The following is a 13,771-nucleotide window of genomic DNA, read 5'->3' as shown; positions in this document are numbered from 1 at the left end:
CGGAACGGGGCGCAGAAGCGGGGGCTCAGAAGCGGGGGCGCAGCAGCGGGGCACAGCAGCGGGACTCAGAAGCTGAAGGACTCGGAATGGATGCGTCCGGCCGGCACCCCGGCCCGAAGCAGCGAGGTCTGCGCCGCCTCGGCCATCCCCGGCGGCCCGCACAGGTACACGTCGTGCTCGGCCAGGTCCGGCACCAGCGCGGCCAGCGCCTGCGGAGCCAGCGGATCTCCCCCAGCTACCGCTGGGAGGTGCCCCCGGGCAGCCCCGGACGGCCCGAGCAGGTAGTGCAGCCCGGCCTGCCGCTCGGCGGCGATCGCCTCCAGCTCGGAGCGCAGGACCAGGTGCTCCTCGGCCCCGGCCCGGTAGAGCAGGGTGATCTCCCCCGGCCCGCCGGGCAGCGTCTCGAACAGGGCCCGCATCGGGGTGATCCCGACACCGCCGGCGATCAGCAGCACCTTCGCGCGGGTGCGCCGGGCCGCGGTGAGCGCCCCGAACGGCCCGGTGGCCAGCACCCGCGTCCCGGGGCGCAGCCGGCGGATCCGGCGGGAGTGGCCGCCGAGCCCCTTCACGGTGATCCGGAGGGTGTTCCCGCGGACCGGCGCGGACAGCGAGAACGGCAGGGCCGTGTGCCACAGCCGCCGCTGCAGGAACCGCCAGCGCAGGAACTGCCCCGGTTCCGCGCGCAGCTCCGCGAGGTGCCGCCCGTACATGACGACGGAGACCACCCCGGGCCCCTCGGACCGGACCTCCAGGACCCGCAGCGCGTGCCGCAGGGCCTGCCGTACGGGGACCACGGCCCGGTACCAGACCAGCAGGACGGCGACGGCGGTGTGCGCGAGCGCCCAGAACCAGGCGACCGGGGCGAGATCCGGCCCGGCGAGCTGGTGGCCGAAGGCGAGCGCGGCGGCGAGGTATACGAGGAGGTGCACCCCGCGCCAGGTTTCGTGGGAGACGCGGCGGCGTACGGACCCGGCCGAGGTGACGCCGACGGCGACGAGCAGCAGGGTCCCGGCGAAGGCGGCCGCCAGCGCCGGGTACCGGAGCAGCGCGCGGACGGCGGAGACGACGTCGACCCCCTCGTGCACGGCGTACCCGCACAGGGCGAAGAGCCCGTGCCCGAAGCAGAGCAGCAGCACGTGGCGGCCGCCCAGGGCGTGCCAGCGGGCGAGGCGGTCCGCGCCGACCCCGTGCTCGACGGCGGGCACCCGCGCCATCAGGAACAGCAGCACCAGCACCCCGTACCCGGCGAGCAGCCCGGTGAGGTGGGCGGCGGTGGCGAACAGCGCGTCGAGCCGGGCCGAGGGCCGTACCTGCGCCGCCCACAGCAGGGTGACCACCCCCGCCCCGCCGAGCATCCCGCCCTTGACCCGCACCACCGCATCTCGCATGCGGCCCACGCTAGGCGGCCCCCGGGGCCCCCGGATGATCCTTAAGGCGGCCTTGAGGAACGCCTCACTGACGCTTAACCCCGGCACTGAGGTCCGTGTTCCGTCCGGGTAACAAGGCGGATGCTGCGGGGAAACAGCGGCCGCGCACTCTCGTGCCATGACCTCGAAACAGCGTGTGGTGGTGATCGGCGGCGGCCTCGCGGGCCTTCGGCTCGCACAGCGGCTCGCCGGAGCCGCGGCGGTGACCGTGCTGGGCGAGGAGACGCACGCCCCGTACAACCGCGTCCTGCTCGCCGAGGTCCTGGCGGGCCGGTACGCGCCGGAGGTGAACGCTCTCCCCGACCCGGGCCCGGCGCTGCGCCGGGGAGTGCGGGCGGTCCGCATCGACCGGGCCGACCGCACGGTCCACTGCGACGACGGCAGCACGGAGCAGTACGACGTGCTGGTGCTGGCCACCGGCTCCAACCCGGTCCTGCCTCCGCTGCGGGGACTCTTCGAACCCGAGGGGCGGGAGCTCCCGGACGGCGTGCACGCGTTCCGCACGATGGACGACTGCCTGGCCCTGTCGGCTGCGGTCGTACGGCCCGGCGTGCGCGCGGTGGTGATCGGCGGCGGGCTCCTCGGCGTGTCCGCGTCCCGCGCGCTGGCGGAGCGGGGCGCACAGGTGGTCCTGGCCCAGCAGGGCGAGCGCCTGATGGAACGCCAGCTGGACGCGGACGCCTCCGCCCTGCTGCGCGAGCACCTGACCACCCTCGGCGTGGAGATCCACACCGAGTGCCGCGCCCGCGGCCTGACCACCTCGCCCGCGGCCCCGCAGCCGGGCCGGCGCCCCGGACCCCGCACGGTCACCGGGGTCGAGCTCGCCGACGGCTACCGGCTCGACGCCGACGTCGTCGTGCTCGCCTGCGGGGTGCGGCCGCGCACCGGCCTGGCGCAGGCCGCCGGCCTCGACGTGCGCACGGGGATCGTGGTCGACGACCAGCTGCGCACCAGCGACCCCCGCATCCACGCCATCGGCGACTGCGCCGAGCACGGGGGCCGGGTGTACGGCCTGGCCGGCCCGGCCCTGGAGCAGGCCGACGCCCTCGCCGCGGTCCTCGGCGGACCCGCCCCCGGCTACACCGGGACCCGCGCCCTGACCCGGCTCACCCTCGGCGGGGCCGACCAGCCCCCCCTCGACCTCGCCGCATTCGGTGAGACCACCCCGCTCCCGGGCGACGACGTGGTGCGCCTCGCGGACGCCACCCGCCGCACCTACCGCAAGGTCGTCGTCCGCGGCGACCGGCTCGTCGGCGGGGTCCTGCTCGGCGAACTCTCCAGCGTGGGCGCCCTCGCCCGCAGCTGGGAGGACGGCGAGCCCCTGACCGACCTGTTCCACCTGCTCACCGACGACGGAGGCTCCTGATCATGGCCGCATCCACGCCCTCTCCCGCCATCGTGCTCATCGGCCACGGCATGGTCGGCCAGCGCTACTTGGAAGCACTCGCCGAGCGCGGCGCCACCGCCACGCACCGGATCACCGTGCTCTGCGAGGAGCCCCGGCCCGCCTACGACCGCGTGCACCTGACCTCCTACTTCTCCGGCAGCACCCCCGAGGACCTCTCGCTCACCCCGGCCGGGTTCATGGCCGAGCACGGGATCCGGCTGCACCTCGACGACCCCGCCGAGAGCGTCGACCGCCAGGCCCGTACCGTCACCTCCCGCTCGGGGCAGGTGTTCCCGTACGACGTCCTGGTGCTGGCGACCGGCAGCTACCCCTTCGTGCCGCCCGTCCCCGGCAAGGACGCCCCGGGCTGCTTCGTCTACCGCACCATCGAGGACCTCCTCGCGATCGAGGAGTACGCCAAGACCCGGACCCGCGGCGCCGTCGTCGGCGGCGGGCTCCTCGGCCTGGAGGCGGCCGGCGCCCTGCAGGGGCTGGGCCTGAGCACCCGCATCGTGGAGTTCGCGCCGCGCCTGATGCCGGTCCAGGTCGACGAGGGCGGCGGCGCGGCCCTGCTGCGCACGATCGAGTCCATGGGCCTGACCGTCCACACCGGCGTCGGCACCCAGGAGGTGCTGACGGGCGACGACGGCTCGGTCAGCGGGATGCGGCTCTCCGACGGCTCCACCGTCGAGAGCGACCTCGTCGTCTTCTCCGCCGGCGTCCGCCCCCGCGACCAGCTCGCCCGCGACAGCGGCCTGACCGTCGGGGAGCGCGGCGGCATCACGGTCGACTCCCGCTGCCGCACCTCCGACCCGCAGATCTACGCCATCGGCGAGTGCGCACTCGCCTCCGACGGCCGCGTCTACGGCCTGGTCGCCCCCGGCTACGAGATGGCCGAGACGGCCGCCGACGACCTGCTGGGCCGGGAGAAGGAGTTCACCGGCGCCGACCTGTCGACCAAGCTGAAGCTGCTCGGCGTGGACGTGGCCTCCTTCGGCGACGCGCACGGAGCCGCCGCCGACAGCCTCGACGTCGTCTACTCCGACTCCCGCTCCGGGGTCTACAAGAAGGTCGTCGTCTCCGCCGACGGTGTCCTCCTCGGCGGGGTCCTGGTCGGCGACGCGGACTCGTACGGACTGCTGCGCCCGCTCACCGGCTCCGTCCCGCCCGTCGCCCCCGAGCAGCTGGTCCTGCCCGCGGGGATCGGCGCGCCCGCGGCCCTCGGGCCGGCCTCGCTGCCCGACACCGCGGTCATCTGCTCCTGCCACAACGTCACCAAGAAGGCCATCACCGCCTACGGGACGCTGCCCGAGGTCAAGAAGTGCACCAAGGCGGGCACCGGCTGCGGCAGCTGCCTGAAGGTGATCGGCCAGCTGCTGCCGGCCGCCGCCGACAAAGGGCTGTGCGGCTGCTTCCCGTACACCCGCGCCGAGCTCTACGAGATCGTCCGTACCCGTCGGCTGACCTCCTACCGGCAGATCCTCGACGGCCACGGCCGCCCGGAGGCCCGCGGCGGCGACGGCTGCGAGGTCTGCAAGCCCACCGTCGGCTCGATCATCGCTTCGCTCGCCCCCACCCTGGGCGCGAGCGGCTACGTCCTGGACGGCGAGCAGGCCGCCCTCCAGGACACCAACGACCACTTCCTCGCGAACCTCCAGCGCAACGGCTCCTATTCGGTCGTCCCGCGCATCCCCGGCGGTGAGATCACCCCGGACAAGCTCATCGTGATCGGCGAGGTGGCCCGCGACTTCGGCCTCTACACGAAGATCACCGGCGGGCAGCGCATCGACCTCTTCGGCGCGAGCGTCGACCAGCTCCCGCGGATCTGGGCCCGGCTGGTCGAGGCCGGCTTCGAGTCCGGGCACGCGTACGGGAAGGCCCTGCGGACGGTGAAGTCCTGCGTCGGCCAGACCTGGTGCCGCTACGGGGTCCAGGACAGCGTGCGGATGGCCATCGACCTGGAGCTGCGCTACCGGGGGCTGCGCGCCCCGCACAAGCTCAAGTCGGCGGTCTCCGGCTGCGCCCGCGAGTGCGCCGAGGCCCAGAGCAAGGACTTCGGCGTGATCGCCACGGCGAGCGGCTGGAACCTCTACGTCGGCGGCAACGGCGGGGCCACCCCGCGCCACGCCGACCTGCTCGCCCAGGACCTGTCGGACGCGGAGCTGATCCGGCTCATCGACCGGTTCCTGATGTTCTACATCCGCACGGCCGACCGGCTGGAGCGCACCTCGGCCTGGCTGGAGCGGCTGGAGGGGGGCCTGGCCCACCTGCGGGACGTGGTCGTCCACGATTCGCTCGGGCTGTGCGCGGAGCTGGAGTCGCTGATGTCCGACCACGTGTCGCACTACCGCGACGAATGGGCCGAGACCCTCCAGGACCCGGAGCGGCTGCGCCGGTTCGTGTCCTTCGTCAACGCGCCCGGCGCCCCCGACCCGACCGTCAAGTTCGTCCCCGAGCGCGACCAGGTCAAGCCCGACCTGGCCGTCCTCACCCTGGAGCCCGTGGGAGGCACCCGATGACCGTGGAACTTCAGGTGGACGAGGGATGGCTCACCGTGTGCGAGCTGTCCGCGCTGATCCCCGGGCGCGGGGTGGCCGCGCTGCTGCCCGACGGGAGTCAGGCCGCGGTGTTCGTGGACCGCGCGGGGCGTCCGTACGCCATCGGCAACCGGGACCCCTTCACCGGGGCGCAGGTGCTCTCGCGCGGGCTGGTCGGCTCGGCCGGCGGGCGGCCGTTCGTGGCCTCGCCGCTGCTCAAGCAGCGCTTCGACCTGGAGTCGGGGAGCTGCCTGGACGACGAGGAGGTGGCGGTCCGGACGTATCCGGTGCGGACCGCCGCGACCTCGTCCTGATCAGCCCTGGACCATCGCCGGGTCCATCCACATGATCTCCCAGGTGTGGCCGTCGAGGTCGTCGAAGGCCCGGCCGTACATGACGCCGTGGTCCTGGGCGGGGCGGGGCTCGGTGGCTCCGGCCGCCAGGGCCCCGTCGACGAGCTCGTCGACCGCGGCGCGGCTCTCGGCGCTCAGACAGAGCAGCACCTCGGAGGTCGTCCTCGCGTCCGCGATGGCCTTGTGGGTGAAGTCCTTGTAGCGGGCCTCGGTGAGGAACATGGCGACGATGGCGTCGCTGATGGGCATGGAGGCGCAGTTCTCGTCGGTGAACTGGGCGTTGAAGGAGTAGCCCAGCTTCGCCCAGAAGGCCTTGGTGGCGTCCAGGTCCTTGACGGGCAGGTTCACGAAGATCATGGTGGCGGACATCCCGGTCCCTCTTCTCTCGGCGCGTTGTCGCTTTCGAGAGATAGACCGGGGAGTCGCGGGAAACTCATCGCTCCCGGTGCACTTTTTTTGAGGTTCCTCGAAACCGCAGGTCAGGCCACTGTACGGAGTTCCAGTGCGGCCAGCGGGACGAAGCCGAGGTTGTCCTCGCCCTCCAGCGGGGCGTCCGGGCCGGCGAGGCGCTTGTGCAGGGTCAGGGCGATCCGCTCGCCCTGCGCCTTGGCCCGCTCGGCGTTCGGCCCCCGGTGCAGGCCGTCGATCGTGGCGCGCCACAGCTGCACCCAGCGCCCGAAGTCCTCGGCGGTCATCGCCCGCGCGGAGTTCACCGCGGCGTGCGGGGCGAAGGCGTTGCGGCGGTAGTCGGCGCTGCGGAAGAGGGCCCGCTCCCAGAAGTCGGTGATCCGCGGGAGGTGCACCTCCAGGTCGGTACCGGCGATCTCGGTGAAGAAGGGCCCGATCCGCGGGTCCGCGAAGGCGGCCGTGTAGAAGCGGCGCAGCACGACGTCGAGGTCGGCGCGGCCGGAGATATCGGCTTCGGCGGCGAAGTGGTTCATCGATCCACCATCCTTCCCCACCCGGGGCCTCCCCAGGGGAGAAAGTCCCGCAGTAGGTCACATGTGCGGCTCGGCCCATTGACCCCGAGCCGGTCGCTCCCGCGTCATGAGGAGTTGGAGTCACGTCAACTCAAGCCTCCTAGGTTCCTCGACGCGTGCGACTCCGCGTCCGACCGGACGCGGAGCCCTCCCCTCCCCAGGAGTGACCGTGGAACGTCGTACCTTCCTGCGCGGCGCAGTGATCGGTTCGTCGGCCGCCGCCTTCGGCGGAACCCTGATGCACGGGGCCGCCTACGCCGCCCCCGCCCAGCCCGGAGCCGGACCCTACGGGGCGCTCGGCGCCGCGGACGCGAACGGCATCATGCTGCCCTCCGGCTTCACCAGCCGGGTGATCGCCCGGTCGAGCCAGACCGTCAGCGGCACCTCCTACACCTGGCACAGCGCTCCCGACGGCGGTGCGTGTTTCGCCGACGGCACCGGCTGGATCTACGTGTCGAACTCCGAGATAAACCCCTCCGGCGGCGCGAGCGCGGTGAAATTCAATTCCTCGGGCACCATCACCGGCGCGTACCGGATCCTCTCCAACACCCGCCAGAACTGCGCCGGCGGCAAGACCCCCTGGAACACCTGGCTGTCCTGCGAGGAGGTCAGCCTGGGCTACGTCTACGAGACCGACCCGTACGGCGTGAACGCGGCCGTGCAGCGCCCGGCGATGGGCCGCTTCAAGCACGAGGCGGCTGCCGCCGACCCGGTGCGCCAGGTGGTCTACCTCACCGAGGACGAGACCAACGGCTGCTTCTACCGGTTCATCCCCACCACCTGGGGCAACCTCTCCTCCGGCACCCTCCAGGTCCTGAAGGCCGGAACGGGCACCTCCGGCTCCTTCACCTGGCAGAACGTCCCGGACCCGGACGGCTCCCCGACCGCGACCCGCAGCCAGGTCTCCGGCTCGAAGAAGTTCAACGGCGGCGAGGGCTGCCACTACGCCAACGACACGGTCTGGTTCACCACCAAGGGCGACAACCGGGTCTGGCAGCTGAACCTCGCGAACGGCACGTACGAGCTGGCCTACGACGACTCGCTCGTGCCCGGCGGCGGAGCCCCGCTGACCGGCGTGGACAACGTCACCGGGTCCTCGTACGGGGACCTGTACGTCGCCGAGGACGGCGGCAACATGGAGATCTGCGTGATCACCCCGGACGACGTGGTCGCCCCGTTTCTGCGGATCACCGGCCAGTCCTCCTCCGAGATCACCGGCCCGGCCTTCTCGCCGGCCGGCAACCGGCTCTACTTCTCCAGCCAGCGCGGTACGAGCGGCAGCTCGTCGGCGGGCATCACCTACGAGGTGACGGGCCCGTTCCGCACCTGACGGGCGCCCCCGAGCAGCCCCCGACCCGACCAGGGCCGGGGGCTGCTCGCGTCCTGCCCGCCTCCTACGAAGCCACGGCGCCGCCCTTGAGCAGCGCGGCCCCCAGCGGGGTCACCGTGTGCAGCACGGCGTTGCCCCGGCGCAGGGTGGTGACCAGGCCCGCCTCGCGCATCACGCAGGCGTGCTGGCTCGCGGAGGCCAGCGAGACCCCCGCGCGGCGGGCCAGTTCGCTGGTGGTGGCGCCGTCGCCGATGGCCCGCAGCACCACCGAGCGGGTGTGCCCGACGAGTTTGCCCAGGGTGCGCTGGCGCTGTTCCTCCGCGGGCCGGGCCGCCTCGCCGCCGGCGGAGCCCGGCGCCGAGGCCAGCTGGGCGGCGGCCGGGTAGACCAGTACCGGCGGCAGGTCCGGGTCGTGCAGGGTCACCGCGGTGCGCCGGCAGAAGAACGACGGCTGGAGGAGCAGCCCGCGCCCCCGCAGCCGTACGTCACGGTCCACGGGGTAGTCGCACTCCAGCACCGGGGCCCGCCAGCGCAGCATCGGCGGCAGCGAGGCCAGCAGCTCGTCCGCTCCCCCGTCGAGCAGGGCGCGGCCGCGCGCGGCGCGCTCGGCCTCGATCTGGGCCTGGATGTGGGTCCAGTACGGCTCCACGGCCGCCCGGTGGTAGCCGCGCAGCTCGCTCAGCAGCCGGGGCAGGTGTTTGGTGCCGCCGTCCATGAACTCGCGCAGCCTGCTCGGCGGCGGGGTCCCGAAGGCCGCCTCGAAGCCGACTCCGGTGCCGGGCCCGGCGCCCGCGCCGACGAGCGCGAGCTCGCGGCGCATCCGCTCGGGACGGATCCCGCGCAGCGCGTCGAGGCCCACGTCCCATCCGTACTGACCCTCCACGGGGGTCAGGAAATCGGGGAAATAGCCGCGACTCGGTATGAGCGTACCGAGCAGACGTGTTTCACCATTCAACCTGCTCCGGGTTTCCGTACGCCATTCACCGAACAGCCGGGCATCACGCCGGTCTCTTAAACGGTGAAAACTAAGAATCGTTTCCCACAACGCATCGGGACGCCCTGCCATCCGTACGCGTGCCAGGTCCACTCCAGTGAAATGGATACGCAGCACCGAACCCCCACCTGTGCAACCGCAATCCCCCCGCCCCATGAGTATGCATGCCGTCACACGACGTCACCACGCCCTTTCGGCCACAGTTGAAACCCCTTTCGGCGAGGGCGTGACAACCGAAATCCTGTACTCCGCCGGGCACACTCCGGTGCGACCGAAACGCTCCGTGAAGGCCGTGGGGGGCTTTGCGGGGCCTGGCGGTCGGTCGCACCGGGAAGCGCCGACGTGCCCGGTGGATTGGCGGCAGGCGGTGGACGGGTGGGGATCCGTCCACCGCCTGCCGCCGTAAAGGTTTCGTTGAACGAAAAAGAAATAGGCGCGGCTGCCCTCGGGGGTCAGGGAACCCGGGGGCAGCCGCGGTCTACTGGGCCCGTCGAACGGGGCCGGGGATCGGGGTCAGCGGCTGTCGCTGCCCTTCGCATCGGCGGCCGCGCGGCCCGCCTCCAGGCGCGCTACCGGAATCCGGAAGGGCGAGCAGGAGACGTAGTCGAGGCCCACTTCGTGGAAGAAGTGGACGGACTCGGGGTCGCCACCGTGCTCGCCGCAGACGCCGAGCTTGAGGTCGGGGCGGGTGGCCCGGCCGGCCTGGACCGCGGAGCGGACCAGGGAGCCGACGCCGTCCCTGTCGATGGTCTCGAAGGGCGAGACCCCGAAGATGCCCTTCTCCAGGTACGCGGTGAAGAAGCTGGCCTCGACGTCGTCGCGGGAGAAGCCCCACACCGTCTGGGTCAGGTCGTTCGTGCCGAAGGAGAAGAACTGCGCGGCCTCGGCGATCTGGCCGGCGGTCAGCGCGGCGCGCGGCAGCTCGATCATCGTGCCGATCGTCAGCTTGAGGCTGGTGGCCGTGGCGGCCTCGACCTCGGCGATGATCGCGTCGGCCTCCTCGCGGACGATCTCCAGCTCCTGGACGGTGCCCACGAGCGGGACCATGATCTCGACGCGCGGGTCGCCCTTGGCGTTCTTGCGCTCGGCCGCGGCCTCGGCGATCGCCCGTACCTGCATGGCGAACAGGCCGGGGATGACCAGACCGAGGCGGACACCGCGCAGACCCAGCATCGGGTTCTGCTCGTGCAGCTTGTGCACGGCCTGGAGCAGGCGCAGGTCGTTCTCGTTGGCGTCCTTGCGGGACTCGGCGAGGGCGACGCGCACCGACAGCTCGGTGATGTCGGGCAGGAACTCGTGCAGCGGCGGGTCGAGCAGGCGGACGGTGACGGGCAGGCCGTCCATCGCCTCGAACAGCTCGACGAAGTCCTTCTTCTGGAGCGGCAGCAGGGCACTCAGTGCCTCCTGGCGCTCGCCGTCGGTGTCCGCGAGGATCAGGCGCTCGACCATCTCGCGGCGCTCACCGAGGAACATGTGCTCGGTGCGGCACAGGCCGATGCCCTGGGCGCCGAAGCGGCGGGCGCGCAGCGCGTCCTCGGCGTTGTCGGCGTTGGCGCGCACCCGCAGGCGGCGGACCCGGTCCGCGTACGCCATGATCCGGTGCACGGCGGCGACGAGCTCGTCGGCGTCGTCGGCGCCGGCGTGCATGCGGCCCTCGAAGTACTCGACGACCGGGGACGGTACGACGGGTACCTCACCGAGGTAGACCTTGCCGGTGGAGCCGTCGATGGAGACGACGTCGCCCTCTTCGATGACCGTCCCGCCGACCGTCATCCGGCGGCGCTTGGTGTCGACGTCGAGCTCCTCGGCGCCGCAGACACAGGTCTTGCCCATGCCGCGGGCGACGACGGCGGCGTGCGAGGTCTTGCCGCCGCGCGAGGTCAGGATGCCCTCGGAGGCGATCATGCCGTCCAGGTCGTCCGGGTTGGTCTCACGGCGGATCAGGATGACCTTCTCGCCGGAGCGGGACCACTTGACGGCCGTGTAGGAGTCGAAGACGGCCTTGCCGACCGCCGCACCCGGGGAGGCGGCGATGCCGCGGCCCAGCAGCTCGGTCCCCTTCTTGCCGGCGGCACCCTCGTCGAAGCGCGGGAACATCAGCTGCGCCAGCTGGTGGCCGCTGACGCGCTGGAGCGCCTCGGCCTCGTCGATCAGGCCCTGGTCCACGAGCTGGGTGGCGATGCGGAAGGCGGCGCCGGCGGTGCGCTTGCCGACGCGGGTCTGGAGCATCCACAGCTGGCCGCGCTCGATCGTGAACTCGATGTCGCAGAGATCCTTGTAGTGGGTCTCCAGCGTCGTCATGATCGTCATGAGCTGGTCGTACGAGGCCTTGTCGATGGCCTCCAGGTCCGCGAGCGGGACGGTGTTGCGGATGCCCGCGACGACGTCCTCGCCCTGGGCGTTCTGGAGGTAGTCGCCGTAGACGCCCGCGTGGCCGCTGGCGGGGTCGCGGGTGAAGGCGACACCGGTGCCGGAGTCGGGGCCGAGGTTGCCGAAGACCATGGAGCAGATGTTGACGGCGGTGCCCAGGTCGCTCGGGATGCGCTCCTGGCGGCGGTAGAGCTTGGCGCGGTCGGTGTTCCACGAGTTGAAGACCGCCTCGACGGCGAGGTCCATCTGCTCGCGGGCGTCCTGCGGGAACTCGCGGCCGGCTTCCTTCGCCACGATCTTCTTGAAGTGCTTGACCAGCTTCTTCAGGTCCGCGGCGTCGAGGTCGGTGTCGACGGTGACCTTCTTGGCGGCCTTGGCCTCGTCGAGGGCTTCCTCGAAGAGCTCGCCCTCGACGCCGAGGACGGTCTTGCCGAACATCTGGATGAGGCGGCGGTAGGAGTCCCACGCGAAGCGCTCGTCACCGGCCTGGGAGGCGAGGCCGGTCACGGACTCGTCGGAGAGGCCGATGTTGAGGACGGTGTCCATCATGCCGGGCATCGAGAACTTGGCGCCGGAACGGACCGAGACCAGCAGCGGGTCGTCCGACTGGCCGAGCTTCTTGCCCATCTTGGCCTCGAGGGCGGCAAGGTGCGCGCTGACCTCTTCGCGGAGCTCGGCGGGGGCCGTGCCGCTCTCGAGGTAGACCTTGCAGGCCTCGGTGGTGATGGTGAAGCCGGGAGGGACCGGCAGACCCAGGTTGGTCATCTCGGCGAGGTTGGCTCCCTTGCCGCCGAGAAGGTCCTTGAGGTCGCGGTTGCCCTCGGTGAAGTCGTAGACGAACTTCTGATCTTTGTTTTCCGACACGGGTCTCGACTCCTCGAGGCTCGGTGGCTGCCCTGACGGCCAGGAACATACCCAGATCAAAGGCTTATGGGTACGTCCACTTGGTCGTCATGCGGCTGTAACCACTCGTGCGCCACCAGATCGAAAGTAACCGATGAGTAGCCAGAACATACGAAGAGCCTTCAGGTTCCGAAGGATGAGGGGGCTCCTGAGGCTTGAATCCGCTCGGATGAGCGATCATCGATACATTTGCGTTCAAGTCTTGAACACAGAAAGGGTGGCACTGGGTGCCACCCTTTGAAAGTCTTACCCGTGATTTTCGCGCTCATCTGAGCGCAACCCCACCCATGCGTGGCGTATGTCACGCCGCCGATGGCACGTTTTGCCGCCGAATTCTCAGCCGCCCGACGTGTCGAGTTCGGCATCCTCACTCACGCCCGCACAGTCGTAGGGGTCCTTCAACCAGCCCTCAGGCAGGACGACCCGGTTGTTTCCGGACGTCCGGCCGCGCGGGCCGTCCGCGCTCTCGGGCCACGGCTGGTCCAGGTCGAGCTCGCTCAAATGAGCGTCCAACTCGGCCAGGGAGGAGGTGACGGCCAGCTTCTGGCGCATCTCCGAACCCACCGCGAAACCCTTGAGGTACCAGGCCACGTGCTTACGGAAGTCGATCACCCCGCGCGCCTCGTCGCCGATCCACTGGCCCAGCAGCTCGGCGTGCCGGTGCATGGACGCCGCGACCTCGCGCAGCGTCGGCTTGTGGAAGTCCTCGGGGCGCCCCTCGAAGGCCGCCACCAGGTCGTTGAACAGCCACGGACGCCCCAGGCAGCCGCGCCCCACGACCACGCCGTCGCAGCCGGTCTCGCGGACCATGCGCAGCGCGTCCTCCGCGCACCAGATGTCGCCGTTGCCGAGCACCGGGATCTCCGGCACGTGCTCCTTGAGCCGCGCGATGGCGTCCCAGTCGGCCGTGCCGCCGTAGTGCTGGGCGGTGGTGCGCCCGTGCAGGGCTATGGCAGTGACACCCTCCTCGACGGCGATCCGGCCGGCGTCGAGGTAGGTGAGGTGATCGTCGTTGATGCCCTTGCGCATCTTCATCGTCACCGGCAGGTCGCCGGCCCCGGCGACGGCCTCGCGCAGGATCGCGCGCAGCAGGTTGCGCTTGTAAGGGAGCGCGGAGCCGCCGCCCTTGCGCGTGACCTTGGGGACCGGGCAGCCGAAGTTGAGGTCGATGTGGTCGGCGCGGTCCTCGTCGACGATCATGCGGACCGCCTTGCCGACCGTCGCGGGGTCGACTCCGTACAGCTGGATCGAGCGGGGCTTCTCGGTCTCGTCGAAGTGGATCAGCTGCATGGTCTTCTCGTTGCGCTCGACCAGGGCGCGGGTCGTGATCATCTCGCTCACGAACAGCCCCTTGCCGCCCGAGAACTCGCGGCACAGGGTACGGAACGGGGCATTGGTGATGCCGGCCATGGGCGCGAGCACCACCGGGGGCTGCACGGTGTGCGGCCCGATCGCGAGAGGCGGGGGGAGCGTGGTCATTCCACCATTGT

General features: G+C 71.4%; 10 protein-coding genes. 4 read left to right on the top strand and 6 right to left on the bottom strand.

What is annotated here, in order from left to right:
• Positions 1-65: 65 nt before the first annotated feature.
• Complete coding sequence (locus AB0M99_RS26715) at positions 66-1,388, bottom strand: ferredoxin reductase family protein (protein ID WP_365924646.1); 1,323 nt, start codon at positions 1,386-1,388, stop codon at positions 66-68.
• Positions 1,389-1,545: 157 nt separating this feature from the next.
• Here AB0M99_RS26715 and AB0M99_RS26710 point away from each other — a divergent pair, with 157 nt between their 5' ends.
• Genes AB0M99_RS26710 through nirD form a run of 3 tightly spaced genes read left to right on the top strand, consistent with a single transcriptional unit; the run spans position 1,546 to position 5,665 of the window.
• A complete protein-coding gene (locus AB0M99_RS26710) occupies positions 1,546-2,793 on the top strand; it encodes an FAD-dependent oxidoreductase (protein ID WP_365924644.1) in 1,248 nt (415 codons plus the stop codon).
• Between the two features lie 2 nt (positions 2,794-2,795).
• Positions 2,796-5,333, top strand: coding sequence for a nitrite reductase large subunit NirB (nirB, locus tag AB0M99_RS26705; RefSeq protein WP_365924642.1), 2,538 nt, complete (start codon positions 2,796-2,798; stop codon positions 5,331-5,333).
• Positions 5,330-5,665 (top strand): nitrite reductase small subunit NirD, encoded by a 336-nt coding sequence (gene nirD, locus AB0M99_RS26700; protein WP_365924640.1) that lies wholly within the window; start codon positions 5,330-5,332, stop codon positions 5,663-5,665. Before nirB ends, nirD begins: the two co-directional genes overlap by 4 nt.
• Here nirD and AB0M99_RS26695 read toward each other — a convergent pair whose 3' ends face one another.
• Positions 5,666-6,073 (bottom strand): VOC family protein, encoded by a 408-nt coding sequence (locus AB0M99_RS26695; RefSeq protein ID WP_365924638.1) that lies wholly within the window; start codon positions 6,071-6,073, stop codon positions 5,666-5,668. It lies immediately after the preceding gene.
• A 110-nt stretch (positions 6,074-6,183) separates the two neighbouring features.
• Positions 6,184-6,645: a group III truncated hemoglobin gene (locus tag AB0M99_RS26690; RefSeq protein ID WP_365924636.1), complete on the bottom strand. Its 462-nt coding sequence runs from the start codon at positions 6,643-6,645 to the stop codon at positions 6,184-6,186.
• A gap of 208 nt (positions 6,646-6,853) precedes the next feature.
• On the opposite strand from AB0M99_RS26690, the gene AB0M99_RS26685 reads away from it, so the two are divergent.
• A complete protein-coding gene (locus tag AB0M99_RS26685) occupies positions 6,854-8,014 on the top strand; it encodes an alkaline phosphatase PhoX (RefSeq protein ID WP_365924634.1) in 1,161 nt (386 codons plus the stop codon).
• A gap of 64 nt (positions 8,015-8,078) precedes the next feature.
• On the opposite strand, the gene AB0M99_RS26680 is transcribed toward AB0M99_RS26685, so the two are convergent.
• From AB0M99_RS26680 to dusB, 3 genes are all read right to left on the bottom strand, one after another.
• On the bottom strand, positions 8,079-9,125 hold the full coding sequence (locus AB0M99_RS26680) for a helix-turn-helix domain-containing protein (RefSeq protein WP_365924632.1): 1,047 nt from the start codon (positions 9,123-9,125) through the stop codon (positions 8,079-8,081).
• A 396-nt stretch (positions 9,126-9,521) separates the two neighbouring features.
• A complete protein-coding gene (gene ppdK / locus AB0M99_RS26675; RefSeq protein ID WP_365924630.1) occupies positions 9,522-12,242 on the bottom strand; it encodes a pyruvate, phosphate dikinase in 2,721 nt (906 codons plus the stop codon).
• Between the two features lie 375 nt (positions 12,243-12,617).
• Positions 12,618-13,760 (bottom strand): tRNA dihydrouridine synthase DusB, encoded by a 1,143-nt coding sequence (gene dusB / locus AB0M99_RS26670; protein ID WP_365924628.1) that lies wholly within the window; start codon positions 13,758-13,760, stop codon positions 12,618-12,620.
• Between the last annotated feature and the right edge of the window lie 11 nt (positions 13,761-13,771).

This window comes from Streptomyces sp. NPDC051183, assembly GCF_040682455.1.
GTDB lineage: Bacteria > Actinomycetota > Actinomycetes > Streptomycetales > Streptomycetaceae > Streptomyces.
The sequence above is the reverse complement of the archived record's forward strand: the minus strand, read 5'-3'. Positions and strand labels throughout refer to the sequence as shown.

Excerpts from the sequence above, each read along its gene's own strand:
- AB0M99_RS26715 (WP_365924646.1), bottom strand. The coding sequence starts at position 1,388 with ATGCGAGATGCGGTGGTGCGGGTCAAGGGCGGGATGCTCGGCGGGGCG.
- AB0M99_RS26690 (WP_365924636.1), bottom strand. The coding sequence starts at position 6,645 with ATGAACCACTTCGCCGCCGAAGCCGATATCTCCGGCCGCGCCGACCTC.
- dusB (WP_365924628.1), bottom strand. The coding sequence starts at position 13,760 with ATGACCACGCTCCCCCCGCCTCTCGCGATCGGGCCGCACACCGTGCAG.
- AB0M99_RS26695 (WP_365924638.1), bottom strand. The coding sequence starts at position 6,073 with ATGTCCGCCACCATGATCTTCGTGAACCTGCCCGTCAAGGACCTGGAC.
- AB0M99_RS26710 (WP_365924644.1), top strand. The coding sequence starts at position 1,546 with ATGACCTCGAAACAGCGTGTGGTGGTGATCGGCGGCGGCCTCGCGGGC.
- nirB (WP_365924642.1), top strand. The coding sequence starts at position 2,796 with ATGGCCGCATCCACGCCCTCTCCCGCCATCGTGCTCATCGGCCACGGC.
- nirD (WP_365924640.1), top strand. The coding sequence starts at position 5,330 with ATGACCGTGGAACTTCAGGTGGACGAGGGATGGCTCACCGTGTGCGAG.